This window comes from Ruegeria sp. B32 (assembly GCF_025141855.1).
Lineage (GTDB): Bacteria > Pseudomonadota > Alphaproteobacteria > Rhodobacterales > Rhodobacteraceae > Ruegeria > Ruegeria arenilitoris.
In genome coordinates this window covers 1725882-1751579 of the sequence record NZ_CP081106.1, presented here as the reverse complement: position 1 = coordinate 1751579, position 25698 = coordinate 1725882, and the positions used below count along the sequence as shown (strand labels likewise).

Below are 25698 nucleotides of genomic sequence, written 5' to 3'. Positions count from 1 at the left end.
TGAAGAAAAAGAAGAAAAGGCGGCCAGATTGGCCGCCTTTTTTTATGAATTCCCGGATCCGGTGAACCGCGCCGCATCCGCCGCAGCTCGCCTGATGGCATTCGATTTGTGCACGGTTTCCATGTATTCGGCCTCGGGGTCGCTGTCATAGACGACACCACCACCGGCCTGGATATACAGTTTCTGGTCCTTCACGATGGCCGTACGCAGCGCGATGCACATGTCCATGTCGCCACCGGCGCTGAAATAGCCGACACCGCCGCCGTAGACACCGCGCTTTTCGGGTTCCAACTCGTCGATGATCTGCATCGCCCGGACCTTCGGTGCGCCTGACACCGTGCCCGCAGGCATCCCGGCAAAGAAGGCGTCCAGGGCATCCTTGTCGTCGGCCAACTCGCCCACAACGTTCGACACGATGTGCATCACGTGGCTGTAGCGCTCAATGATGAATTCCTCGGTCGGGCGGACGGTGCCGATTTTGGACACGCGTCCTGTGTCGTTGCGGCCCAGGTCCAGCAGCATGAGGTGCTCGGCCAGTTCCTTTTTGTCGGCCAGCAAATCCAGCTCGTTCGCCTTGTCCTCTTCGGGGGTGGCACCGCGAGGACGTGTTCCGGCGATCGGCCGGATGGTCACTTCGTTGCCGAACACGCGCACGAGTATCTCGGGGCTGGCGCCGATCACCTGGAAGCCACCGAAGTTGAAATAGAACATGAACGGCGACGGATTCGTGCGGCGCAAGGAACGATACAGCGCAAAGGGCGGCAGCGGAAAATCTTGTGTCCAGCGTTGTGCCGGAACCACCTGGAAGATGTCACCAGCCCGGATGTACTCCTTGGCCTTTTCCACGGCTTCCATGTAGCCCGACTTGGTGAAGTTGGATACCGGCGGCGCGATCTCGTGTGCTTCGCCCAGATCTCGAGACTCCGAGGGCATTGCGCGTTCCAGGTCGCGCACCGCGTCCATCACACGCTCGGCCGCCTGTGCGTAGGCGGCCTTGGCTGACTGCCCGTCGCTGGCCCAGGCCGGAGACACAATGGTGACTTCGCCTTTCACGCCGTCCAGGACCGCAACCACCGACGGACGCAGCAGTATCGCATCCGGCAGCCCCAAAGGATCGGGGTTCACATCCGGCAGGTGTTCGACAAGGCGCACCATGTCGTATCCCAGATAACCGAACAGGCCGGCGGCTGCCTGGGGCAGGTCATCGGGCAAGTCGATGCGGCTTTCGGCGAGCAGCGCACGCAGGTTGTCCATCGGGTTGCCATCTTGCGCGTCGAACGCATCCGCATCAAACCGCGCCGAACGGTTCAATTCCGAAGTTTCGCCCCGACAGCGCCAGATCAGATCCGGCTTCATCCCGATGATCGAATACCGCCCGCGAACTTCGCCTCCGGTCACCGATTCAAGGACGAAGGCGTCCTTCTGAGCGCCCGTCAGCTTGAGCATCAGCGAAACCGGCGTGTCCAGATCCGCGGCCAGACGGGTATAAACGACTTGGTTCTGTCCGGCCTCATAGGCGCGGGCAAAGCTGTCGAAATCGGGTGTCAGAGCCATTTTCGTTCCGGTCAGAAGTTGGCCTGAACCGCGTTCAGCGCGCGTTGGTCCAGGGTCGGCCGCGCGCGTGTCTGAGCGTCGCGCACATAGATGTCGAAGATGTTTTGGGCCAGTGCCTGGTTCAGCTGAGCGGCAGCGGCCTCTTGCATCAGGCGCTGTTCGTCGGATTCCGCAGGCGGAAGAACCTCGTCCAGCCGCACGATGAATGCCGCATCCGGTCCGGCGATCACGCGCAGTTCATTGGGCTCCATCTCAAAGATCTGGGTCATGAAATCGGCCGGAACGTTATCCAGAAACGCGGTGCGGGTCAGCGCGTTTTCGACACGGAATGGCAGCCCGGTCGCCGTGAAATCACCGTCGACGGCCAATTGAGTCACGATGCCGTTGGCCTGTTCCTCAAGCGCCTTGGCTGTCTGTTCCTGTACCCATGCGGCGGCGACGCGGTCGCGTGCGGACTCCAGCGGCTCGGGGCGCGGCGGCAGAACCTCATCCAGTCGCAGGGCAAAGATCGAACCATCCTCGAGGAATCCGATTTCAGGGAAGTCATCTTCGCGGACGGCCTGTGCAGCCTGGCGGAAGCCGTCATACGCGGCGATGCCGTCGTCGCTTTGACGGGTCCAGTCAATCTTGCCAAGCTCCATTTCGGTTTCGTTGGCCAATTCTTCCAGCGTGGCGCCGCCGGCCAGCATGTCGTTGATGTCTTCGGCCTGGCTTTCGATCAGGCGCCGGGCGCGTTCACCAGCCAGCTCTGCACGCAGTTCCGGTTCGGCGTCCTCAAAGCTCACGTTCTGTTCGGCCAGCGATCCGTTGACCCGGAACAGGGCCGGACCAAAGACCGAGGGCAGGGGACCCACGACCTGATCAATCTCTGCGGCAAAAACGGCATCCGCGGCCTCGCCCAAATCTTCGCGGGTCACATCACCCAGATCGACACTGCTCAGTTCAAGTTCGCGCTCGCGTACCAGCTGCTCAAAATCCGCCCCGCCGACTTCCAGCTGCGCCATCGCCGCAGTCGCCTCATCTTCTGAGGGGTAGACCAGCCGCTCAACCAGACGACGTTCGGGTTGCTGATACTGGTCCTTGCGCTGCTCATACAGTCGCTTGAGCGCGTCTTCGTCAATCTCGACCGTATCCTGCAGCATCTCCGGCGACAGAACGGCGTAGGTGATCTTTTTGGTGCGCGGCAGGGTGAACCGATCATTATTCGCGTCGTAATACGCTTGGATCTCGGCGTCCGTCGGCTCGGGAATCGGGGTCGTCAGAGCGTCCGGCGATAGAGTTGCGACGGTAAAGCTGCGGCGAGCGAGAACATAGTCGGCTAGGGCTTTGGTCATGATCACGGGCATTTCAACTCCGCCCATCATCGCGCCTTGGACAATTGTCCGTGCTGTTTCCTTTCGCAGGTCTTCCTCGAACTCGGTTTCGGTCATGCCGATCTGTTCCAGCTGGAAGCGGTAGGCTTCGCGGTCAAAAGATCCGTCAGGGCCCTGAAAGGCCTGAATGCCGACGATTTCCTTCTGCAGGTTGGCATCACCGATCGAAACACCCAGCTGTGCGACCTCGTTGTTCAGGGCTGCCAGCGAAACCAGGCGCGCCAAGGCCCGCTGATCCAGCCCCAACTCGCGGGCCTGTGACATCTGCATCGGTTGACCGGTCTGCGCCTCGACTGCGCGGATTTCGCGCTGCAGCTCGCGGACATAGGCATCGACCGAAACGTCCTCATCCCCGACCTGGGCGACTGTGCGAACCGTTCCGCTGAGGTTGACGGCGCCAAAACCGGCAAGACCCAGCATCAGCATGCCCATGAGAATCCAGACGAAGGTTTTGGAGAGTTTGTTAATGCCTGCGGCCATAGTGCCCTCTTGGATCTTGCGGCAGGGTTCTGCCGTGACTGTTGCGGCCCTGAATACGACGCGGGATGCCGGGGGGCAAGCTCAGAAGGACAGGGCCTTCAAGCGGTCGAACAATAACCCGATTCCAGCACGGTCCAGATTGGCGAAAGCAATGCGCACCTGACGTTTCCCGGCGGGGTCGTGGTCGGGCATGAACATGGTGCCCGGCAACAGCAGAATACCGGCCTCGGAGACCAATCTGCGCGCCAGTTCGTCCGACGGCATGTCGAACGGATGTTCGAGATAGGCGAAATAAGCCCCCAGACCCAGCAGCCGCCAACCCTTGTCGGTCAGGCGGGGCATGTTCTCGGTGATTGCGGCGCGGCGATCCAGAATCTCGGCGCGTTCCCCGGCCAGCCATTGAGACAGGTTCTGCATCCCCCACAGCGCCGCGAACTGGCCCATCTGGCCGGGGCAGATGGCGACGGTGTCGAGGAATTTCTCGACCTCGGACAGCAGCGGCGCACCTGTGGCGATCGCGCCCACGCGGTGGCCGGTCAGGCGGTAGGCCTTCGAGAAGGAATAGAGATGCACCAGCGTCCGGTCCCAGTCGGGCTGCTGGAACAGCGCGTGTGGCGGGCCGCTGCGGCTGTCGAAATCACGATAGGTTTCATCGACCAGCAGGCGCAGGCCATGCTGTTGCGCCAGGTCATAGAAGGCACGGACCAGATCCGCCGGGTATTCGACGCCACCCGGGTTGTTGGGTGTGACCAACGCGATCGCGCGCGTGCGCTTGGTGATCAGCGCGCGCGCCTGTTCCGGATCGGGCAGCAGGTCCGACCCGGTCGGCAGATCAACCGTTTTGACACCGGCCATGTCCAACCACATTTTATGGTTGAAATACCAAGGCGTTGGCAGGATGACCTCATCCTCTTGATCCGTGATCGCCGAGATGACCGAGGCAAAGGCCTGATTGCAGCCCGAGGTGATGGCTGTCTGCTCCGGCCGAACCTCGGCAGCGTAGTGATCGCCGATCTCACGCGCGAGCTCCGCGCGCAGATCGGGGTTGCCCAATACCGGGCCGTAGAGATGTGCGGCGTCCTGATTGATCGCGAAATCGGCCATCGCCTGCCGCAGCGCCAGCGGCGGCGGATCGACCGGCGCCGCCTGGCTGACGTTGATCAGCGGGCGGTCATCCGAGAACGTGACCCCTTCGAGCCAACGCCGCGCCTCCATCACCGGAGGGGCGAAGGTGGCGGCGGTGCGGGTCAATGTCATCGGGTGTCCGGTCTTACTGATTTGTGGTGGATAAGTGGGATCAGTCGGTGCCGCGATAGGGCTCGACATATTGCAGGGCCATATCCCAAGGGAAGAAGATCCAGGTGTCTTGGCTGACCTCGGTGATGAAGGTATCGACCATCGGGCGGCCCTTGGGCTTGGCATAGACCGTGGCGAAATGGGCCTTGGGGTACATCTTGCGCACCAGTTCCAGCGTCTTGCCGCTGTCGACCAGATCATCGATGATCAGCACGCCCTCACCATCCCCCATCAGATCGGCATCGGGGGCCTTGAGCACCTCTGCCTCGCCACGTTCCTGATGGTGATAGGATTTGACGCTGATCGTATCTACGGTGCGGATGTCCAGCTCTCGGCTGACGATCATCGCCGGTGCCATGCCGCCGCGTGTGATCGCGACGACGGCGCGCCAAGCACCGTCATCGGGGCCCTGACCGTCCAGCCGCCAAGCCAGCGCGCGGGAGTCACGGTGAATCTGGTCCCAGCTGATATGAAAGCCTTTTTCGTGGGGCAGGCGGTCCTTTGCGCTCATGGTCTTATCCCTTTTCCACATCCGGCGCGTCGACGGCTTTCATGCCGACGATGTGATAACCCGAGTCAACGTGCAGGTTTTCACCGGTCACGCCGCTGCTGAGATCCGACAGAAGATAAAGGGCCGATTTACCCACGTCATCGATGGTCACGTTGCGGCGCAGGGGCGAGTTGTACTCGTTCCACTTCATGATGTAGCGGAAGTCGCCGATGCCGCTGGCGGCGAGGGTCTTGATCGGCCCGGCCGAGATCGCGTTGATGCGGATATTGTCCTTGCCCAGGTCCTCGGCCAGGTATTTCACCGACGCCTCGAGCGCGGCCTTGGCAACACCCATGACATTGTAATGCGGCATGACCTGCTCAGCACCATAATAGGTTAGGGTGATGGCGCTGCCGCCGTCGGTCATCAGCTTCTCGGCGCGTTGCATCACGGCGGTGAAGGAGTAGACCGACACATCCATCGTCAGCTTGAAATTCGCGCGCGACGTATCGACATAGCGGCCGCGAAGTTCGTTCTTGTCGGAGAAACCAATGGCGTGGACGACGAAATCCAGCTTGCCCCACTTCTCTTTCAGTGCCGCGAACAGCTCGTCGATCGACTCTTCGTCGCTGACGTCACAGGGCAGGACGATCTCGCTCCCCAGTTGGGCCGCCAACGGGTCGACCCGTTTTTTCAGTGCATCCCCCTGATAAGAGAAAGCCAGTTCGGCTCCGGCTTCGGACAAGGCGCGGGCGATTCCCCATGCGATTGATTTGTCATTGGCCAGTCCCATGATGAGGCCGCGCTTGCCGGCCATCAACTGATTTGACATGTTCGGTTCTCCGCCTGTCGTCGCGATGTGTTGCGTTGGTTTATGCCATTGATTGCGCTGCATCAAGGCCATGCACTCTTGCCCGGGGCGGGTTCTCGCCGTAGGGTCATGTTCAATTCGTTCCAGGGGATGGACATGAGTGAGCGAAACGGCATCTTTGCCGGTGACGATCCGTTCGTGATCGCGGCCCGTTGGTTGGCCGAGGCCGAAAAGACGGAACCGAACGATCCGAACGCGATTGCCCTGGCGACCGTGGACCCCGATGGTATGCCGAACGCACGAATGGTGTTGCTGAAAGATATCGAGGCGGACTCCTTCGTTTTCTATACCAACTATCACAGTGCCAAGGCCCAAGAGCTGGATGCGGCCGGCAAAGCCGCCTTTGTGATGCACTGGAAATCACTGCGGCGTCAGATCCGGGTTCGTGGTACAATCACCAAAGAAGACGGTCCCTTGGCCGACGAATATTATGCGTCACGCTCGCTGAAAAGCCGGCTGGGTGCCTGGGCATCGCGACAGTCGGAACCTCTGAGCAGCCGGGCTGCTTTGATGGCCGAAGTTGCAAAGGTGACGGCAAAGCTGGGATCCAACCCGCCGAGGCCCGAATTCTGGGGTGGCTACAGGCTGACGCCGGTTGAAATCGAGTTTTGGGCGGATGGTGCCTTTCGGCTGCACGACAGGTTCCGCTGGCGGCGCGACCCGTCCGAGCAAAAGTGGAACGTACAGAGGTTGAATCCATGACGTTCGCGTATCGTGAAATGCAACACCCGGAAATGTCTGAATTTTTTCAGCTTGAATTTGCCCGACGTTTCCATACACATCAGACCCCTAACGACCCTTTGAATCTCGTGATGGGAACACCGTGCCAGAAGACCTGAACAGCATGTACCGCGTTCGTGGACACGTAAAATGGTTTGACCCTGCAAAGGGGTATGGCTTTGTCGTGTCCGACGATGGCGGTCCTGATATCCTGCTGCACGTGAACGTTCTGAGGAACTTCGGGCAAAGCTCGGTCGCGGATGGCGCGGGCATTGAGATCATGACTCACCGCACCGATCGTGGCGTTCAAGCGGTTGAGGTCGTGAGCATTGATCCGCCCGAGCGGGCCGACTCGGTGATGCTGGCGGATTTCGCCGAAATGGATCCCAATGAGATCGCACATGCGCCGCTCGAGGCCGCGCGGGTCAAGTGGTTCGACAAGAGCAAGGGTTTCGGCTTTGCCAATGTCTTTGGTCGCAGCGAGGACGTGTTTCTGCATATCGAAGTTCTGCGCCGGTCCGGGTTGGCGGATCTCCAACCGGGCGAGGCGCTGGCGATGCGGGTCATCGACGGCAAGCGGGGCCGCATGGCCGCACAAGTGCTTGCGTGGGAATCCGCGCTCAATGACTGAGCGCTGCGCGTGATGCGGATTCTGGCCGGTCTTCTTCTGAGTATTTTTCTGTCACAAGGCGCCTTTGCTGAATGCCGGTCTGACCGGGTGGACCTTCGCAATGACAAGGCACAGGTCCGGTTTCTGGTCGAATTGGCAGTTTCCCCGCAGGAGCGGGCAAAGGGTTTGATGTTCCGCGAAAGCATGCCTCAGGGCGAAGGGATGCTGTTCGTGTTCGATCCGCCCCAGCCGGTCGCATTCTGGATGAAGAACACCTTGATCCCGTTGGACATGATCTTTCTGGATCGCACAGGTTTGGTGACCCGTGTTCATTCCGATGCCGTACCGGGGGATCTGACCCCAATCGAGGGCGGCGATTCGGTCTTTGCGGTTCTTGAGGTGAATGCGGGGCTTGCCGCCCGTTACTCGATCGCACCAGGTACGGTCATGCGGCACGAAATTTTTTCGCAAGGCCCTGCAATCTGGCCCTGTTAGGGCTTTTCAAATCCGAATGACGCCGTTAGGAAGGCGCACGGTCCGGGGCGTGGCGCAGTCTGGTAGCGCACCTGTTTTGGGTACAGGGGGTCGTGAGTTCGAATCTCGCCGCCCCGACCACTTTCCTTACAACGGAGTTCCACCGAAATACCGGTAGAGCCGTGTCAATTCATCATCCAGAACCGAGCTTTCGACGGGAACCTTGATCGTCGCTCCGTCCTTCTGGGGGACCAGGAAAAACAACTCGGCATCGACCCGGTAACCGGCCTGATTGCGGGTCGAAGACATGCGGCGCACCCCTTTGGGCAAGTCCTGCGGGTAACCGTCATAGTTGAGGATCAAGAACGCGGTGGTTTCCGGAGGCAGAGAGGAACGGCACTCGAAACTGCTGCGCTCGGGGCGTGTGAACCGTTCCTCCGGACCTTCGCAGCTGATCTCGAACGTGCTGAATAACTGATCGGGGTATTCGGCGAACTGAGCGCTGCGTGAAGATTGTTCCGGCTCGGGCGTCGCACAAGCGGCCAGCAAGGTAAGGACCGGAAACAAACGGATAATCGAGGTTTTCACGGCGCACTCCGTCATTTGTGTGTCGTGATGCGTCGCGTTGCGCTGCCACGAAGATTGGTGATTCTCCTCACAGTATGGGGCACGGGCGGGCAGGTGACCATTTTCTCGTAACCGGGCCGGGAAAAAAGAAAATCCGATTTGACCGATCTGCACGGTTTTGTGGACAGCGTTGTGGAGGAATCGGCGCGTTGTGCCTTGGCCCATCCTGCGGTTTTGCGGTCAACAGAAAAGTTTTGGTTAGAAGCCAAAAAATGCCGTTGACCAACTATGGGTAGATACGCCAGATTGTATGGGCCGAGTGAGTTGCCACTAAATCTGGTAGGAATAGCCGGAATTGGCATAGGGCGAGGGTCGGAAAGCACTCCAAACTGACGTGCAACCGTGCAAACGGGTTTGCGCTGCCAAAGGCAGCGCCCGGTCCTCTGCGTCCCTGATCGGCGGTCAAGGCGGGCGGCACCCCGCCAGAAAACGGAATTGGTGCCGGACAACCGAATTTGGGCTGATTGATCTAGGGCGGCGGACATGAAGATTGAAAGAACATTTACCAAGGCAGGGCAGGACGCATACGCAGAATTGGACTTCGTGTCCGTCACGTCCGAGATCCGCAATCCGGATGGAACGATCGTGTTCCGCCTTGATAACATCGAGGTCCCCTCTCGGTGGAGCCAGGTCGCCAGCGACGTGATCGCTCAGAAGTATTTCCGCAAGGCCGGCGTTCCCAGCAAACTGAAAAAAGTCCGTGAGAAGGACGTGCCCGAGTTTCTGTGGCGCTCGGTTCCGGCCGACGATGCCGAATTTGGCGGCGAAACGTCTTCGAAGCAGGTGTTTGACCGCCTCGCGGGTGCCTGGGCCTATTGGGGCTGGAAGGGCGGTTACTTCTCGACCGAGGAGGACGCGCGCGCCTATTTCGACGAGATGCGCTATATGCTGGCGACACAGCGTGCCGCGCCGAACAGCCCGCAATGGTTCAACACCGGTCTGCACTGGGCCTATGGGATCGACGGCCCGGCCCAAGGTCACCACTATGTGGACTACAAGACCGGCAAACTGACCAAGTCGAAATCGGCCTATGAACATCCGCAGCCGCATGCGTGCTTCATCCAGTCGGTCGACGATGACCTGGTGAACGAAGGCGGCATCATGGATCTGTGGGTGCGCGAGGCGCGCCTGTTCAAATACGGCTCGGGTACCGGGACCAACTTCAGCCATCTGCGCGCGGAAGGCGAAGCGCTGTCGGGTGGCGGCAAGTCCTCGGGCCTCATGGGCTTTCTCAAGATCGGCGACCGCGCCGCTGGCGCGATCAAATCAGGCGGGACAACCCGTCGAGCAGCAAAGATGGTGATCGTCGATGCAGATCACCCTGACATCGAGCAATTCATCGAATGGAAGGTGATCGAAGAGCAGAAGGTGGCCTCGATCGTTGCCGGATCGAAGATGCACGAGAAGATGCTGAACGGCATTTTCGAGGCCATCCGCGCCTGGGACGGCGCGCAAGCGGATGCCTATGATCCCAAGAAGAATGACGCCTTGAAGACGGCGATCCGCGAGGCGAAAAAGGTCGCGATCCCCGAGACTTACATCAAGCGCGTGCTGGACTACGCCAAGCAGGGCCACGACAGCATCGAGTTCCCGACCTATGACACCGACTGGGACTCCGAGGCCTACAGCTCGGTCTCGGGGCAGAACTCGAACAACTCGATCCGTGTGACCAATGCCTTCCTGAAGGCGGTCGAGAAAGATGCCGATTGGGAGCTGATCAACCGTACCGACGGCAAGGTTGCCCGCACGGTCAAAGCACGCGATCTGTGGGAAAAAGTCGGCCACGCGGCCTGGGCCTGCGCCGATCCGGGCATTCAATTCCACGACACGGTCAATGAATGGCACACTTGCCCTGAAGACGGCGAGATTCGTGGCTCGAACCCGTGCTCAGAGTACATGTTCCTGGATGACACGGCCTGCAACCTGGCTTCGATGAACCTGTTGACTTTCCTGAAGGATGGCGAGTTCCAGGCGGCCGACTACATGCACGCGGCCCGTCTGTGGACGCTGACGCTGGAAATCTCGGTAACAATGGCGCAGTTCCCGTCGAAAGAGATCGCGCAGCTGTCTTATGACTTCCGTACGCTGGGTCTGGGTTATGCCAATATCGGCGGACTGCTGATGAACATGGGCTACGGCTACGACTCGGACGAGGGTCGTGCGATCTGTGGCGCACTGACCGCGATCATGACCGGCGTTGCCTATGCCACCTCGGCCGAGATCGCCGGAGAGCTGGGGCCGTTCGCCGGCTACAAGCGCAACGCCGAGCATATGCTGCGGGTCATCCGTAACCACCGTCGCGCTGCGCAGGGTGTGACCGAGGGCTATGAGAAGCTGTCGGTCAAGCCGGTGCCGCTGGATCACGCCAACTGTCCGGACAAACGCCTTGTCGATCTGGCCATGAGTGCCTGGGACGAAGCGTTGAGCTTGGGCGAGAAGAACGGCTATCGCAACGCGCAGGCCACGGTGATTGCGCCGACCGGCACGATCGGTCTGGTGATGGACTGCGACACCACCGGGATCGAGCCCGACTTTGCGCTGGTGAAGTTCAAGAAACTGGCCGGGGGCGGCTACTTCAAGATCATCAACCGCTCGGTGCCGTCGGCGCTGGAAAAGCTGGGCTATTCCTCGGCCCAGATCGAAGAGATCGTGTCCTACGCGGTGGGTCACGGCACCTTGGGCAACGCGCCGGGGATCAACCACACCTCGCTGACCGGTCACGGGTTCGGCCCGAATGAACTGGCCAAGATCGATGCCGCGCTGGAAAGCGCGTTCGACATCCGGTTTGTCTTCAACCAGTGGACGCTGGGCGAGGATTTCTGTACCGGTGTTCTGGGCATCCCGGCTAGCAAGCTGAACGATCCGACCTTTGACATGCTGCGCCATCTGGGCTTCAGCAAGGCGGATATCGATGCAGCCAACGACCATGTCTGCGGCACCATGACCCTGGAAGGGGCCCCGCATCTGAAGCCCGAGCACTACTCGATCTTCGACTGCGCCAACCCCTGCGGCAAGAAGGGCAAGCGGTTCCTGGGTGTTGACAGCCACATCACCATGATGGCTGCGGCGCAAAGCTTCATCTCGGGCGCGATCAGCAAGACGATCAACATGCCCAATGACGCCACGATCGAAGATTGCCAGAAGGCCTACGAGCTGTCCTGGAGCCTGGGCGTCAAGGCCAACGCGCTGTATCGCGACGGGTCCAAGCTCAGCCAGCCGCTGGCGGCGGCGTTGGTCGAGGATGACGACGAAGCGGCTGAAATCCTCGAAAGCGGCTCGATCCAGGAAAAGGCAGTGACTCTGGCCGAGAAGGTCGTCGAAAAGGTGGTGGTCAAAGAGATCATCCGCAGTCACCGCGAAAAACTGCCGCATCGTCGCAAGGGGTATACCCAAAAGGCGATCGTGGGCGGGCACAAGGTCTATCTGCGCACCGGCGAATTCGAAGATGGGCAACTGGGCGAGATCTTCATCGACATGCACAAGGAAGGCGCTGGCTTCCGTGCGATGATGAACAACTTCGCCATCGCCGTCTCGGTCGGTCTGCAATATGGCGTGCCGCTGGAAGAGTTTGTCGACGCCTTCACCTTCACCAAGTTCGAACCCGCCGGGATGGTTCAAGGCAACGACTCGATCAAAAACGCGACGTCGATCCTCGACTACATCTTCCGCGAACTGGCCGTGTCGTACCTGGATCGCACCGACCTGGCGCATGTGAAGCCCGAGGGCGCAACATTCGACGACCTGGGTCGTGGCGAGGAAGAGGGTGTATCGAACGTCTCGGAGATCAGCGACAGCGCGGCTTCGAAATCCTTGGAGGTGCTGAAACAGATCAGTTCGACCGGTTATTTGCGCAAGCGTTTGCCGCAGGACCTGATGATGTTCAACGGCGCCGCCGGCGAAGCGACCGGACTGTCCGAAGCGGCTGTGACCTTTGAAACCAAGAGCGAAACCACCGTTGTCACCGAAACGGCGACGGGGATGGATGCCCGGACAAAGGCCAAGATGCAGGGATACGAGGGTGATCCTTGTGGCGAATGCGGAAACTACACGCTGGTGCGCAACGGCACCTGCATGAAATGCAACACCTGCGGGGCAACCAGCGGGTGTAGCTAAGGCAAACGCCCCGCCAGGCGGGGTGTAGGGACCTGGATTTCCCCCCGGACTTCCGGTCCCGACGAATTCGGAGCAGGGCAAAACCTGAGACTTACCCTAGGTTGCCCTGGTCCACTCGGCCGGCATGCCCGTGCTGGCCGGGAACAGGGTGGGGCGGAATATCGGTCCTTCCCACTCTCTCACGGGGCGGGTGCGCTCGTCCCATGTGCAGTCCAGGCCGCAGGCAAAAAAACACCGGGCGGTCAACGAATTGAGCCTGGACAGCAAAACTGACAGGGGGCTTCGGCCCCCTTTCTTTTTTCGACTCGGTCGGGCTGAGCGACAGATTGCCGGGAATAGGGGTACGGATGAGGGAAGATGTGCCGATGCGCCAGCAGGCGGCTTGGCACAGCGAAAGCTTGCGACTCCAAATGGCCCAAACGGGCAGGGATTGGCGCGAATTGCGGGAAAATCTTTGCGGCCGATGACAGTGCGGCTGAGCAGGTGTTTTGTGTGCCTGTCCGGACAGACTACCACAAACCCCCTATCAGGAGACTGACAATGAACTCTCAGAAACTGGCCGTTCTGGCCGCAGTTGCCCTCGGGTTCCCTGCGCTTGCATTCGCGCAGAGCTCGGCTGACGCAAATGGCGACGGCGTTCTGACCATCGAAGAGGTTCAGGCCGTTGTGCCCGACATGGATGCCGATGCGTTCTCGCTTTTGGACGCGAATGGTGACGGCGCTCTGGATGAGGCCGAAATCGCAGCCGCGCAAGAAGCCGGTCTGCTGCCGCCCAGCAACGGTTAACAGCTTGAAGTACGAGGCAGCCCAGAGCGATCTGGGCTGCTTTTCAATTGGTTATGCAGGCAAGTGAATGTTGAACCTGCTTCTGAGTCCCGCATCCAGCGCCGGATCGAAACGCGCCGGAGACGGAGCGCCAAGGATCTCTTCTTTGCGTGCGGTGGCCTTTTCGACCAGGTCCGGCTTGCCCAGCTCGGCCCATTCCTTGGGCGAGGTCCGGTCGCCAAGCGCCGGATAGACATAGTCAGCCTGCATACGGCTGAGTGTTGCGTCGGTACCCAGGTAGTGACCCGGGCCACCGAGACAGACCGACACGATCTGGTCCAGCGCCAGCGTGTCGTCCGTGACCTCGATCCCACGAACGCATCGCAGGGCTTGACCGATCAGATCGTCACCAAGGATCAGGCTTTCAAAGCAGAAACCCAGCAGCGAAGCGTGCATGCCCGCTGCTTCGTAGACCATGTTCAGGCCGGACAGCCCGGCCATGACGTTGGAACACATCTGCTCCCATCCGGCTTGCATGTCGGGCAGTTTGGAGTCCGAAGCACCTGCTGCAGCGCCGCCGGGCAGGTCATAGAATTTGTGCATCTGGGCGCAGCCTGCCGTCAACAGGGCCTGCTCGCCAGACCCGACGCTCATCGCACCGGTCCTGAGATCAAGGCCAAAGGGCCAAGTGCCAAAAACCGCCGGAGCGCCTGGGCTTACGGCGTTTACATAAACCAGACCGGCCAAGCATTCCGCCGTAGCCTGGACAATCGCACCAGCCACCGTTGACGGGGCCGTGGCGCCCGCCATCCCAGCGGATAGCAACAGGACGGGCATCCCCGCCTTGATACATTCTTCCATCACCTGGCAGCTCTCGGTCGCGAATTTCATCGGTGGCACGACAAAGCAGTTCGAGTTCGAGACGAAGGGCCGCTCACGCCATTTGTCCTCGCCGCCAGCGATCATATGCAGCATTTCCATGGCCGGAGCTACATAGCTGGGGTCTGTGAAGGATGTTCCGATATGCTTGTAAGTTCCAGAACAACAAGCATAAATCGTATTCAGATCCATTTCGCGGTTGTCGGTGATGTCGCGGCAGACCATGGGGCGCTGCACGAAATGGATATTGTCCAGTTGTTCGCAAATCCGCGCGGCATCGTGCAAGTCCTGCACTGTCGAGTCGCGGTAATTGCGTCCCTGGGCGTCGACCATGCTGACGGCTGCTCCGGCGGTTCCATAATGAACACGTCCCCCGGACAGTTCGAGATCGGTTTTGCCGTCGCGGCTGTACAACGTGACCGAGCGGTTGGCGCGGGCGATCGTGTCCTCGACCAGCGCACGGGGAAAACGGATGCGTCCGTCATCGCCCAGCGTACAGCCGGCATTGACCAGGTAATCGATCCCGCTGGGTGGTGCGTCGGCCAGACCGATGGTTTCGAGCGCATCGAGCGCGGCTGAGTGAATACGCTCCATGTCCTGCTGGCTGAGCGGTTTGTAGGTGCCGCCCTCAAGCCCCGGGCGGACGGGGCGCAGATGTTCGGGCAGGGCCGCGGCACGGGCGGCCCGACGGGCGGCACGGCCGCCACTGCGGGACGTTGAGCGGGATTGGTTGTTCATGGTGAGGATTCCAAATTGAAAGTCAGGTCAAAGGGGGGAAGCTTCAACCCGTCACGGCCGCCCTCGAGCCGCACGCCCCCGATCGGCACCGATGGTGCGGCTGATCAGGCAAATCTTCCAAATATCGTTTGGCATGTGGTCCTCAACTCCTGCGACGAATGGTGTCAGGGTCCGAGCAAGCAATCTGTCCTGTTTGCGACCGATGTCGCTTTTGGCCTCGAAAATTTGGAACGTCGATGAACGCCGCAGGAAATCCTCACGCAAAGGGCGAAATATGTTATGCTTCCATTACTTATTGTTAAGATTTGCGTGACTTGAATTGATCTGACGGCACCAAAGCACATGTTTAATTGAGGTGCACATCACCGCATCTGTTGCAATCGCAAAGGGTGCTGAACGAAAACCGGAGGTCTGCATGAAACTGATCCGCGCCTTGCTGTCGGTCCTGCTGATTCCAGCGGCGCAGGTGGCGTTGGCCGAGGATTGGACCGGGCCTTATGCCGGGTTCACCTTCGGATATACCGACGCGGACGGCCCCGGCGGCAGTGGGGGCAACTCGGGCAGCATCGGCGCGAATATCGGATACGATCTGGATCTGGGCAGCTTCGTCGTCGGGGGTGAGTTGGAATATGACCGGCTGAACCTCGACCTGGGCGCTTCGGAGGGCAGTTTGGACAGCGTATCCCGCGTGAAACTGCGCGGCGGGTACGAGTTCGGGCGCGCTTTGGGCTACGTCGTGGTGGGTGCCGCGCGGGCGAGTACTTCGGGCGACAGCGACACGGCGGCCGTCTACGGGATCGGCGTAGCCTATCCTCTGGGCGACCGGCTGATCATCAGTGGCGAAGCCTTGCGGCAAAATTTCAACGATGTCACGCGGTCGCGCGGCGATCTGGATACCAACACCTTCAATCTGCGCACGACCTTCCGGTTCTGAACAAAACCCGTCTCGGTCACTCGGCCGCCGTCTGGCTCGCCAACCGGGCGGCGAAATCGCATAGGGTCTGAAGGGCGGCGGCGAACCGGTCATCGTCAATGGTCATGGCCACGCGCACATGTCCAGCGGCGGCTTGGCCGAAGCTTTCTCCGGGCATGACCGCGATGGCGTGGGTGTCCAGCAGCGCATTGGCGAAGTCTTCGCCGCTTTGCCCCGTCGCGCGGATGTCCAGCATCAGATACATCGCGCCTTGAGCCGGGATCAGGCCCACCGTGTTCTGTCGGGCCAGAACCTGCATCGCCAGGGCGCGGCGGCGGCGGAAGGGGGCCGCGACCTCTTCCTCCAGTTCGTCCCCGGCGGTCAGCGCAAAGCTGGCAGCGTCCTGAATGAATCCCGGAACCCCGTAGGTGGTGTGCGTGGCGAGGTTGATCAAATGGTCGATGGCCTCTTCGGGGCCAACGATCCAGCCACAGCGCGACCCGGTCATGGCGTGGGATTTCGACATCGAGCCCACGACCAGGGTGCGGTCGGCCATACCGGGCAGGGCGCGGGGCGACAGGTGAGCGCCGTCCCAGACCTGCGTGTCATAGACCTCGTCCGAAATCAGCCAGATGTCGCGTTCGCGGCACAGATCGGCGATCTCGGTCAGGGTCTCGCGGGAATAGACGACCCCGGTCGGGTTGTTTGGCGTGTTGATCAGCAGCGAAGCAGCACCCTCGGCCTGTTCCGTGATCAAGGCTGCGTCGGGCTGAAAGGCATCCTCGGCCCGGGTCTGAACCGCGCGCGCGATCGCGCCCGCCCCTCGGATCGTGCCGGGATAGGTCGCGTAGAATGGATCGAGATAGAGACCCACATCGCCCGGGTCGCACGCTGCCATATGCGCGGCGAACAGTGCGGCTTGTCCGCCCGGGGTGATCAGCACGTTGTGGCGCGTGGTGGGAACGCCCGTGCGGGTCTGCACCCGCGCGGCTACTGTATCGCGCAGCAGATCCGTGCCCGGCACCATGGCGTATCCGGTATGGCCCGCGCGCGCCGACCGGTCCATCGCGGCCAGGATCGAGGGGTGGGTGCGGATGTCATGCTCGCCGATGGTCAGTTCGGTCACGGCTTGGCCTTCGGCAATCATGCGGCGCGCGCGATAGAACACGTCCCACCCGTCCGAACCGCCTCCGGTCAGATGCGTGATGCGGTGCGAAAGTTTCATGGCGCGCCTCCATTGCAGCAAGCCCGCCGAATGGGTCAGAGCCGCGGCGATTTGTCAATCAGCTTCCCCGGTCGGCAACAGAAGTCTTGGCGCGCGGGGCCGGGCGTGCTATGCGGTGGGCCATGAACCGGAAGACCTGCATCATTATCTGCTGCATTCCCTGCTGAACTTTCACGCGGGCCGGTTTCTTTCGTTTTCTTCCCTGAGACAAGTTGCTAAGCCCGCGTCAACGCGCACGCTATTGCTGTATCCAGGAGCCAGACGCATGACGACGATCAAACTGCACAACACGCGGACCCGGACGAAGGAAGATTTCGTTCCGATCGATCCCGACAACGTGCGGATGTATGTCTGTGGTCCCACCGTGTATGACCGGGCGCATCTGGGCAATGCACGGCCCGTGGTGGTATTTGACGTGCTGTACCGCCTGCTGCGCCATGTCTACGGGCCCGAGCATGTGACCTATGTGCGCAACTTCACCGACGTCGATGACAAGATCAACGCGACGGCCCTGGCGCGCAAGCAGGCGGGGGCTGAAGGTACGCTTGAGCAGTTGGTGCAGGAGCGGTCGGACGAGACGATCGGCTGGTACCTGCATGACATGGGCGCGCTAGGGGCGCTGGAGCCCGACCAGATGCCGCGGGCCACGCGGTACATCGACCAGATGATCGCCATGATCGAGGACCTGATCGCCAAGGGGCACGCCTATGAGGCCGAGGGGCATGTTCTGTTCGCGGTGGACAGCTGGCGCGACGAGTATGGCAAGCTGTCGGGCCGGTCGGTCGATGACATGATCGCAGGCGCGCGGGTCGAGGTGGCGCCCTACAAGAAGAACCCGATGGATTTTGTGCTGTGGAAGCCCTCGGACGATGAACTGCCCGGTTGGGAGTCGCCCTGGGGTCGGGGGCGTCCGGGCTGGCATATCGAATGCTCGGCCATGAGCTATGAGTTGCTGGGCGAGAGTTTCGACATCCATGGCGGCGGCAACGACCTGATGTTCCCGCACCATGAAAACGAAATTGCCCAGAGCAAATGCGCCCATCCGCACGGCGAATTTGCGCGCTATTGGTTGCATAACGAGATGCTGCAGGTCGAAGGCAAGAAGATGTCCAAATCGCTGGGCAATTTCTTCACCGTGCATGACCTGCTGGATCAGGGCGTGCCGGGCGAGGTGATCCGGTTCGTCTTCCTGCAGACCCACTATCGCAAGCCGATGGACTGGACCGAGAAAAAGGCGCGCGAGGCTGAGGCCACGTTGCGCAAGTGGCGGGCGCTGACTGCGGGCATCGAACCCGCAGCCAGCGCGGCGCCCGCGGTGATCGAGGCGCTTGCCGATGACCTGAACGCGGCGGGCGCCCTGGCCGAGCTGCATCGTCTGGCCTCGGACGGCGACGCCGCGACCTTGCTGGCCAGTGCGCGGATCCTGGGTCTGTTGGAGCCTGACATGGGGGCCTGGGCCGAAACCGACGGCGTGGATCTGTCGGCCCATGCCGACCGGCTGGCCCGTGTTCGGGCCGAGGCGATGCAGACCAAGGATTTCGCGGAAGTGGATCGGTTGAAGGCCGCCTATCTGGCGGCCGGTCTGGAAGTTCGGATGAGCAAGGACGGGGTCGAACTGGTGCCCGGCGCTGGCTTTGATGCCAGCAGGCTGGAGGGCGTGGAATGACCAAAGAGCGCCTGTACCTCTATGACACCACGCTGCGCGACGGGCAGCAGACGCAGGGCGTTCAGTTCTCGACCGCCGAAAAGGTCCAGATCGCGCAGGCGCTGGATGCTTTGGGGGTGGACTATATCGAAGGCGGCTGGCCCGGCGCGAACCCCACCGACAGCGCGTTTTTTGACGCCGCGCCCAAGACGCGCGCCTGCCTGACCGCCTTTGGCATGACCAAGCGGGCCGGGCGCTCGGCCGAGAATGACGACGTGCTGGCCGCCGTCATGAACGCCGGCACGCGGGCGGTCTGTCTGGTCGGAAAGTCGCATGACTATCACGTGACCGACGCGCTGGGGATCTCGCTGGAGGAAAATGTCGAGAACGTCCGCGCCTCGGTCGCGCATATCGTGGCGCAGGGGCGCGAGGCGTTGTTCGACGCCGAGCATTTCTTTGACGGCTACAAGGACAACCCCGCCTATGCCATGCGGGTCTGCCAGGCTGCGCTGGAGGCCGGTGCCCGTTGGGTGGTGTTGTGCGACACCAATGGCGGCGCGCTGCCGGCCGAAGTGGGGCGGATCGTGTCCGAGCTGATCGCGGCGGGTTTTCCCGGCGACCGGCTGGGCATCCACACCCACAACGACACCGAAAATGCCGTGGCCTGTTCTCTGGCGGCCGTGGATGCCGGCGCACGCCAGATCCAAGGCACATTGAACGGGCTGGGTGAGCGGTGCGGCAACGCCAACCTGACCGCCCTGATCCCGACGCTTCTGTTGAAGGAACCCTATGCCTCGGCCTTCGAGATCGGGGTCAGCCGCGATGCGCTGACCGGTCTGACCCGCATCAGCCGCATGCTGGACGACATCCTGAACCGGGTGCCCAGCAAACAGGCGGCCTATGTCGGGGCCTCGGCCTTTGCGCACAAGGCCGGGCTGCATGCCAGCGCGATCCTCAAGGATCCGTCGACCTATGAACATGTCGATCCGGCCACCGTGGGCAATGCGCGGATCATTCCGATGTCGAACCAGGCGGGGCAGTCGAACCTGCGCAAACGCCTGACCGAGGCCGGGTTGCAGGTGGAGCCGGGCGACCCGGCGTTGGGGCGCATCCTTGAACGGATCAAGGCGCGCGAGGCCGAGGGGTATTCCTATGACACAGCGCAGGCCAGTTTCGAGCTGTTGGCCCGCGATGAACTGGGCCAGCTGCCGCAATTCTTCGAGGTCAAGCGCTACAAGGTCACGGTCGAGCGGCGCAAGAACAAGTACAACCAGATGGTCAGCTTGTCCGAGGCGGTCGTCGTGGTGAAGGTGGACGGTGAGAAGAAGTTGTCGGTCAGTGAGTCGATGGACGAGAGCGGCAGCGACCGTGGCCCGGTGAACGCGCTGGCCAAGGCGCTGGCCAAGGATCTGGGGCAGTACTCGCCCATCCTGGACGATATGCACCTGGTGGACTTCAAGGTGCGCATCACCCAGGGCGGAACCGAAGCCGTGACCCGCGTCATCATCGACAGCGAAGACGGGCAGGGGCGGCGCTGGTCCACGGTTGGGGTCAGCGCGAACATCGTCGATGCCTCGTTCGAGGCTCTGCTGGAGGCCATCCAGTGGAAGCTGGTGCGTGATTGCAGCCCGCAATCGGTGGTGGCCGAGTGAGCGTGCCCTTCGACGACGACGTCAAGGCCTGCGCGGCGCTGGTCCACCGGGCCGACCCGGACCGGTTCATGGCCGCGATGGCGGCGCCGGTGCAGGCACGGGCCGTGCTGTTTCCGATCTATGCGATGAATATCGAGGTCGCCCGCGCGCCTTGGGTCACCCAAGAGCCGATGATCGCGGAAATGCGCCTGCAATGGTGGCGCGACGCGCTGCAGGAGATCGCCGAAGGGCCCACGGTGCGGCGGCACGAGGTGGTCACGCCCCTGTCGCGCGTCCTGTCCCCGCATCTGGCGGCGATGCTGGATGAATTCGTGGCCGTAAGGCGTTGGGATATATACCGGGATCCGTTCGAGGATGAGGAACACTTCGAGGCCTACCTGACCCACAGCGCCGGGTCGCTGATGGTCGCCTCGGCGCAAGCCCTGGGTGCCGCCGACGAAACGGTCCTGCGCGATTTTGGCTACGCGGTCGGTGTGGCGAACTGGTTCCGTGCCATCCCCGAGCTTGAAGCCCGCGGGCGCGTCCCCCTGTTGGATGGGACACCGGACGGGGTGCGCCAATTGGCCGAGCGCGCGCTGGACCGGATGGCCGCGGCCCGGGCGCGTCGCGCCGATGTTTCGGATCAGGCGCGCCCTGCGCTTTATGGCGGCTGGCAGGCAGACCGCGTCCTGCGTCATGTGCTGGCTGAGCCCGGTCGGGTCGCTGCTGGTGCGCTGAACGTGGGCGAGATCCGACGGCGCGTGTCACTGATCTGGACCGCGACCACCGGTCGGTGGTGATCAGGAGAGTTTGGCCTCGCGGGGTCTGAGCACCAGCCACAGCAGCGCGCCGCCCGCCAAAGTCAGCAACGGCACCATCGCCAGGTTGACGGCGGTCCATCCCTCGACCGGGGACCCGCCAGAACAGTTCATCAATCCGCCCGAGGCCAGCGACGCAATCGTCACGCCTCCGAACACCAGCAGGTCGTTCAGGCCCTGCACGCGGCCGCGTTCATGCACATCGTGCTCGGCCGCCAGCATGCTGGTGGCACCGATGAAGCCGAAGTTCCAGCCGATGCCAAGCAGCACGAGGGCCAGAAAGAAGTTCCCGATCTCAACGCCCTGCAGCGCGACGACACCCGCGCCGCCCAAAATCGCCAACCCGATGGCAACCATCTTCTCGGCCCCGAACCGGGCGATCAGATGGCCGGTGAAGAAACTGGGAACGTACATCGCCAAAACGTGGCTGGTGACCACATCCGCCGCATCACCTTCGGAGAAGCCACAGCCGACAACGGCCAGCGGCGTCGAAGTCATCACAAGGTTCATCAGCGCGTATGAGACCATGGCACAGATGATGGCCACGGCGATGCGCGGGGTTTTAAGCAGTTCGAGCCGCGACCGGCCTTTGGGTGCATCCTGCGATGGGCGGTCGGGTGTCGGTATGTCCAGAAACAGGAACAGGACCGAACCGATGACGTTCACCGCGATCACCGCGAAATAGGTGCCCAGGAACGGAATGACATAGGCCTGCGAGGTCAGTTTGACGATCTGCGGCCCGATGATGGCCGCAGCCAGACCGCCAGCCATGACGTAAGAGATCGCCTTGGGCCGGAATGCGTCCGACGCGGTATCGGCGGCGGCAAAGCGATAGAAGCCATGTGCGCTCATGTAGATGCCGGTCAGCAGGCTGCCGACAAGAAAGACGGGGAACGACCCTAGGTACAGGCCATAGGCTCCTACGGCGCCGCCCACCGCTCCGGCGGTTGCGCCGACGAGGAACCCGGCGCGGCGGCCCCAGCGCTGCATGATGGCCGAGACAGGCGTGGCCGCCAGCATCGACCCCAGAACGATCAGCGAAATCGGCAGCGTGGCGAGGCAGGCGTTGCTGGCCAGCGACTGGCCCGCCAATCCGCCGACGATGAAGATCATCGGCATCTGTGCGCCCAGAATCGCCTGCGCCGCTACCAGAACGGCAACGTTGCGCTTGGCGCGGGTATCGTCGGGGGCGGTGCTGGTCATCGTCATGCGCAAATGGGTATCGGCGAACCGGCGGACATACAAGCGGGTTGCATATGCGACAAAGCAGCCTAACCTGCGCCCCGAACCGCCACCCGGAGCTGCCATGACCGTTGGTCGAATTATCGAGACACCAGAATGCGTTGCGGAAGGGGCCGCGTGGCTGTCTGAGGCCTGTCCGCGCATGGCGCACGCCATCGAGCTGACCGGCCCCTTGCCTCTGCGCCGCCGGCCCGACGGTTTTGCGCAACTGCTCAGCGCCATCATCAGCCAGCAGGTCAGCGTGGCCTCGGCCAACGCGATCTGGGGGCGGATGCAGCAGGCCGGCCTGACCGGGCCGCGCAAGATCAAATGGGCCACCGACGACGATTTGCGCGCCGTGGGGCTGAGCCGCCAGAAGATCCGCTATGCCCGTGCGTTGGCCGAGGCGCGGATCGACTACAAGGCCCTGCGCGACGCACCCGATGACGTGGTCATTGCGACCCTGACGCAGGTGCCGGGCATCGGGGTCTGGACGGCCGAGATCTATGCCATGTTCTCGCTGGGGCGGGCGGATGTGATCGCGCCGGGCGATCTGGCCCTGCAGGAGGCCGCACGGATGCTGTACGGCTTGCCGGATCGGCCGAACGACAAGGCGCTGCGGCAGATGGCCGAGGCGTGGTCGCCGTGGCGGTCGGTTGCAGCCCGGGTTCTGTGGGCCTATTACCGCGTGGCCAAGGATAGGGAAGGGATCAGATGACAAGGGTTTTGAACGCGCTCCGCAAAGAGCCGGTTTCGGGCGACACGCGCTCGGTCGTGGTGTTCGTGCATGGCTATGGCGCCAACGGGGCCGATCTGCTGGGGCTTGCGGATGTTCTGGGCGAACACCTGCCTGACACGCTGTTCGTGGCCCCTGACGCGCCCGAGCAGATCCCCGGCATGCCCAACGGGTATCAGTGGTTTCCGATCCCGTGGATCGACGGCTCGTCCGAGGAAGAGGCCCGGCGCGGCATGGAAATGGCGGTCGAGGATTTCAACGCCTTTCTCGATGCCCTGATGGTGGACGAGGACGTGCTGCCCGAGCAGGTGGTGCTGTTCGGCTTTTCCCAGGGCAGCATGATGAGCCTGCACGTGGCCCCGCGCCGCGAAGACCCGGTGGCCGGCGTGATCGCGTTTTCGGGCCGCCTGCTGGAGCCGGACCTGCTGGCCGACGAGGTGGTCAGCCGGATGCCTGTACTGCTGGTTCATGGAGATGCCGATGACGTGGTGCCGCCGCAATCGCTGCCCGAGGCCGCCGAGGCCCTGCAGCGCGCAGGCTTCAAGGAGGTCTTTGCTCATGTCATGAAGGGCACCGGCCACGGTATCGCACCCGACGGGCTGGGCGTCGCCTTGGCCTTCATGCGCGACAAGCTGAGCCTGTGACGCGGCAGGGTCACCCCCACAGGTGACCCTCGGCAAACTCCACCGAATTTCCGGCCGGGTCGCGCACATAGAGCGATCGTGCCCCGTTGGGCCAGTCAAACTCGGCCTCGACCGGGACGTTCCAGTTCAGCAGATGCTTGCGCATCGACGCGATCTGGTCGCGCGTCAGGATCAAGCACACATGCCCCGGACCGCGTGCGCCATGCGGCGGCACCGGCAGGTCAGGGTTGGTCGTGGGCTGTTCCGTCTGGTCCGGGTTGAACAACAGCAACACCGAGGCGCCGACCCGAAAGAACACATGCCGACCTTTGACGCGCTGAATGCGTTCCAAGCCCAGAACCTCGCCATAGAACCGTTCGGCGGCGTCCAGATCATCGACATACAGCGCGGCCTCGAGAATGCCCGAAGGCGACGGGATTCCGGCTGCTACTTTCATGGAGATATGATAGCGGAAATCGCCGAAAAAGTCACCGCCGCGGTCGCCGGTCCCGCTTGCGTTGGGGGGCGGTTTCCAGAACGGGCATCGGCAAGCTGTCCCAACTGCCGGGTGCGAGATCGTCCAGTGTCCAGTCTCCGATCTGGGCGCGGATCAGGCGCAGGGTGGGGTGGCCCACGGCGGCCGTCATGCGGCGCACCTGCCGGTTGCGCCCCTCGCGCAGGGTCAGTTCCAGCCAGCAATCCGACACCGTCTTGCGTTCGCGGATTGGGGGCGTGCGTGGCCACAGACCCTCGGGTTCGTCGATCAGCCGCGCCTTGGCTGGGCGGGTCATGCCGTCGTTCAACTCGACCCCGTCGCGCAGGGCCCGAATGGCAGCCGCATCCGGGATGCCCTCGACCTGGACCCAATAGGTTTTGGGCATTTTGTGCTTGGGATCCGAGATCTGGGATTGCAGCCGCCCATTGTCGGTCAACAGCATCAGCCCCTCACTGTCACGGTCCAGCCGCCCGGCCGGATAGACCCCCGGCAGGTCGATGAAATCCGACAGGGTGCTGCGGGGCGAGTCGGCATTTTGCCGGTCGGTGAACTGCGGCAGCACGTCAAAGGGTTTGTTGAAGCGGATGAACCATGACATGAGCTCCGCCATACTCTCAGTTCCGGACCTGCGCAAGCTGTGGATAACTGTCACGTGATTGTTACGGATTCAGAATAGTCCGTTACCGAGATGTTGTGGAAAAACAGGACTTGTCAGAGTTTTAACACGATATATAGTTAAGTTAAGACCGGGGCGGGTGCTCCCCGCTCTGGTGTCCCATACAGGCAGCCGAGAGCGAGGAGCGATTCAGCCATGGACGGAGATTTCAGGACCGAATTTGTCAGGGAGCCAGGTGCCCTCAAGCACCATCCGGCATTGGTTTTGAACGCCGATTATCGCCCGCTTTCCTACTATCCGCTGTCGCTTTGGCCCTGGCAGGAGGCGATAAAGGCCGCCTGGCTGGACCGGGTTGATATCGTCGCCGAGTATGACGAAGTGGTCCGCAGCCCGAGTACGGTGATCCGAATACCGTCGGTGGTTGTCCTGAAAGACTATGTGAAACCCAGAAAGCGCGTGGCCTTCACGCGCTTTAATTTATTTCTGAGGGATGAGTTCCGCTGCCAGTACTGCGGCAGCCGGGGCGAACTGACTTTCGACCACGTCGTGCCGCGTGCAGCAGGGGGTGTCACCAGTTGGCAGAACGTGGTGGCCGCCTGCAGTCCGTGCAATCTGCGCAAGGGGTCGAAATCGCTGCGTCAGGCCGGGATGAGCCTGCGCAAACCGCCTCGGCAGCCTGACGCCAGCATGCTGCAGAATATCGGACGGAAGTTTCCGCCGAACCACCTGCACGAAAGCTGGATCGACTTTCTGTATTGGGACGCAGAACTGGACGCCCAGTAGG

23 protein-coding genes and 1 tRNA gene are annotated in these 25698 nt (G+C 62.0%); 13 read left to right on the top strand and 11 right to left on the bottom strand.

The annotated features are described in order from the left end of the window. Nucleotides 1-42: 42 nt before the first annotated feature. The 5 genes from trpE to fabI all read right to left on the bottom strand — a co-directional run bounded on the left by trpE (nucleotide 43) and on the right by fabI (nucleotide 6025). Nucleotides 43-1554: an anthranilate synthase component I gene (trpE, locus tag K3752_RS08900; RefSeq protein ID WP_170338978.1), complete on the bottom strand. Its 1512-nt coding sequence runs from the start codon at nucleotides 1552-1554 to the stop codon at nucleotides 43-45. An 11-nt stretch (nucleotides 1555-1565) separates the two neighbouring features. Beyond that, entirely contained in the window at nucleotides 1566-3407 is a 1842-nt protein-coding gene (locus K3752_RS08895) for a peptidyl-prolyl cis-trans isomerase (protein WP_260063026.1), read from the bottom strand. An 81-nt stretch (nucleotides 3408-3488) separates the two neighbouring features. Continuing rightward, the gene (locus K3752_RS08890; protein ID WP_260063025.1) at nucleotides 3489-4664 is read right to left on the bottom strand and encodes an aminotransferase; all 1176 of its coding nucleotides are present in this window, start codon (nucleotides 4662-4664) and stop codon (nucleotides 3489-3491) included. 40 nt (nucleotides 4665-4704) lie between these two features. Continuing rightward, a complete protein-coding gene (gene gpt / locus K3752_RS08885; RefSeq protein WP_170338452.1) occupies nucleotides 4705-5214 on the bottom strand; it encodes a xanthine phosphoribosyltransferase in 510 nt (169 codons plus the stop codon). Between the two features lie 4 nt (nucleotides 5215-5218). Then, nucleotides 5219-6025, bottom strand: coding sequence for an enoyl-ACP reductase FabI (fabI, locus tag K3752_RS08880; RefSeq protein WP_170370522.1), 807 nt, complete (start codon nucleotides 6023-6025; stop codon nucleotides 5219-5221). A 135-nt stretch (nucleotides 6026-6160) separates the two neighbouring features. On the opposite strand from fabI, the gene pdxH reads away from it, so the two are divergent. The 4 genes from pdxH to K3752_RS08860 all read left to right on the top strand — a co-directional run bounded on the left by pdxH (nucleotide 6161) and on the right by K3752_RS08860 (nucleotide 8009). Then, nucleotides 6161-6766 carry a pyridoxamine 5'-phosphate oxidase gene (gene pdxH / locus K3752_RS08875; RefSeq protein ID WP_170338455.1) on the top strand — a complete coding sequence of 202 codons (606 nt, stop codon included), beginning with the start codon at nucleotides 6161-6163 and terminating at the stop codon, nucleotides 6764-6766. 121 nt (nucleotides 6767-6887) lie between these two features. Then, entirely contained in the window at nucleotides 6888-7415 is a 528-nt protein-coding gene (locus K3752_RS08870) for a cold-shock protein (RefSeq protein WP_093962172.1), read from the top strand. A 12-nt stretch (nucleotides 7416-7427) separates the two neighbouring features. Continuing rightward, nucleotides 7428-7889 carry a DUF192 domain-containing protein gene (locus K3752_RS08865; RefSeq protein WP_170363393.1) on the top strand — a complete coding sequence of 154 codons (462 nt, stop codon included), beginning with the start codon at nucleotides 7428-7430 and terminating at the stop codon, nucleotides 7887-7889. A gap of 43 nt (nucleotides 7890-7932) precedes the next feature. Continuing rightward, nucleotides 7933-8009 (top strand) — tRNA-Pro (locus K3752_RS08860). 6 nt (nucleotides 8010-8015) lie between these two features. On the opposite strand, the gene K3752_RS08855 is transcribed toward K3752_RS08860, so the two are convergent. Beyond that, on the bottom strand, nucleotides 8016-8456 hold the full coding sequence (locus K3752_RS08855; RefSeq protein WP_093962170.1) for a hypothetical protein: 441 nt from the start codon (nucleotides 8454-8456) through the stop codon (nucleotides 8016-8018). A gap of 522 nt (nucleotides 8457-8978) precedes the next feature. On the opposite strand from K3752_RS08855, the gene K3752_RS08850 reads away from it, so the two are divergent. Together K3752_RS08850 and K3752_RS08845 are read left to right on the top strand one after the other, a co-directional pair. Continuing rightward, the gene (locus tag K3752_RS08850; protein WP_170528652.1) at nucleotides 8979-12608 is read left to right on the top strand and encodes a vitamin B12-dependent ribonucleotide reductase; all 3630 of its coding nucleotides are present in this window, start codon (nucleotides 8979-8981) and stop codon (nucleotides 12606-12608) included. A 540-nt stretch (nucleotides 12609-13148) separates the two neighbouring features. Then, nucleotides 13149-13394, top strand: a complete 246-nt coding sequence (locus K3752_RS08845; protein ID WP_093962168.1) for a hypothetical protein — start codon at nucleotides 13149-13151, stop codon at nucleotides 13392-13394. A gap of 51 nt (nucleotides 13395-13445) precedes the next feature. Here the strand turns inward: K3752_RS08845 and K3752_RS08840 are convergent, their stop codons facing one another. After that, on the bottom strand, nucleotides 13446-14990 hold the full coding sequence (locus K3752_RS08840; RefSeq protein WP_260063023.1) for a trimethylamine methyltransferase family protein: 1545 nt from the start codon (nucleotides 14988-14990) through the stop codon (nucleotides 13446-13448). Nucleotides 14991-15405: 415 nt separating this feature from the next. On the opposite strand from K3752_RS08840, the gene K3752_RS08835 reads away from it, so the two are divergent. Further along, nucleotides 15406-15924 carry an outer membrane protein gene (locus K3752_RS08835; RefSeq protein WP_260063022.1) on the top strand — a complete coding sequence of 173 codons (519 nt, stop codon included), beginning with the start codon at nucleotides 15406-15408 and terminating at the stop codon, nucleotides 15922-15924. A 16-nt stretch (nucleotides 15925-15940) separates the two neighbouring features. Here K3752_RS08835 and K3752_RS08830 read toward each other — a convergent pair whose 3' ends face one another. Further along, complete coding sequence (locus K3752_RS08830) at nucleotides 15941-17128, bottom strand: pyridoxal phosphate-dependent aminotransferase (RefSeq protein ID WP_260063021.1); 1188 nt, start codon at nucleotides 17126-17128, stop codon at nucleotides 15941-15943. Between the two features lie 265 nt (nucleotides 17129-17393). On the opposite strand from K3752_RS08830, the gene cysS reads away from it, so the two are divergent. The 3 genes from cysS to K3752_RS08815 are packed head-to-tail and all read left to right on the top strand — an operon-like array spanning nucleotide 17394 to nucleotide 21204. Continuing rightward, nucleotides 17394-18794 (top strand): cysteine--tRNA ligase, encoded by a 1401-nt coding sequence (gene cysS, locus K3752_RS08825; protein WP_260066233.1) that lies wholly within the window; start codon nucleotides 17394-17396, stop codon nucleotides 18792-18794. Further along, nucleotides 18791-20425 (top strand): citramalate synthase, encoded by a 1635-nt coding sequence (gene cimA / locus K3752_RS08820; RefSeq protein ID WP_260066232.1) that lies wholly within the window; start codon nucleotides 18791-18793, stop codon nucleotides 20423-20425. The genes cysS and cimA overlap by 4 nt, the downstream gene beginning before the upstream one ends. A 2-nt stretch (nucleotides 20426-20427) precedes the next feature. Continuing rightward, nucleotides 20428-21204: a squalene/phytoene synthase family protein gene (locus K3752_RS08815; protein ID WP_260066283.1), complete on the top strand. Its 777-nt coding sequence runs from the start codon at nucleotides 20428-20430 to the stop codon at nucleotides 21202-21204. On the opposite strand, the gene K3752_RS08810 is transcribed toward K3752_RS08815, so the two are convergent. Continuing rightward, complete coding sequence (locus K3752_RS08810) at nucleotides 21205-22431, bottom strand: MFS transporter (protein ID WP_170390708.1); 1227 nt, start codon at nucleotides 22429-22431, stop codon at nucleotides 21205-21207. 97 nt (nucleotides 22432-22528) lie between these two features. Between K3752_RS08810 and K3752_RS08805 the strand changes: the two genes are divergently transcribed. After that, nucleotides 22529-23161: a DNA-3-methyladenine glycosylase gene (locus K3752_RS08805; RefSeq protein WP_260066230.1), complete on the top strand. Its 633-nt coding sequence runs from the start codon at nucleotides 22529-22531 to the stop codon at nucleotides 23159-23161. Next, on the top strand, nucleotides 23158-23823 hold the full coding sequence (locus K3752_RS08800) for an alpha/beta hydrolase (protein WP_170338468.1): 666 nt from the start codon (nucleotides 23158-23160) through the stop codon (nucleotides 23821-23823). The genes K3752_RS08805 and K3752_RS08800 overlap by 4 nt, the downstream gene beginning before the upstream one ends. Nucleotides 23824-23833: 10 nt before the next feature. On the opposite strand, the gene K3752_RS08795 is transcribed toward K3752_RS08800, so the two are convergent. After that, nucleotides 23834-24259 (bottom strand): VOC family protein, encoded by a 426-nt coding sequence (locus K3752_RS08795; RefSeq protein ID WP_170459026.1) that lies wholly within the window; start codon nucleotides 24257-24259, stop codon nucleotides 23834-23836. A 31-nt stretch (nucleotides 24260-24290) separates the two neighbouring features. After that, nucleotides 24291-24896: a pseudouridine synthase gene (locus K3752_RS08790; protein WP_170359275.1), complete on the bottom strand. Its 606-nt coding sequence runs from the start codon at nucleotides 24894-24896 to the stop codon at nucleotides 24291-24293. Between the two features lie 213 nt (nucleotides 24897-25109). On the opposite strand from K3752_RS08790, the gene K3752_RS08785 reads away from it, so the two are divergent. Next, nucleotides 25110-25697: an HNH endonuclease gene (locus K3752_RS08785; protein WP_093962158.1), complete on the top strand. Its 588-nt coding sequence runs from the start codon at nucleotides 25110-25112 to the stop codon at nucleotides 25695-25697. Nucleotide 25698 lies beyond the last annotated feature (1 nt).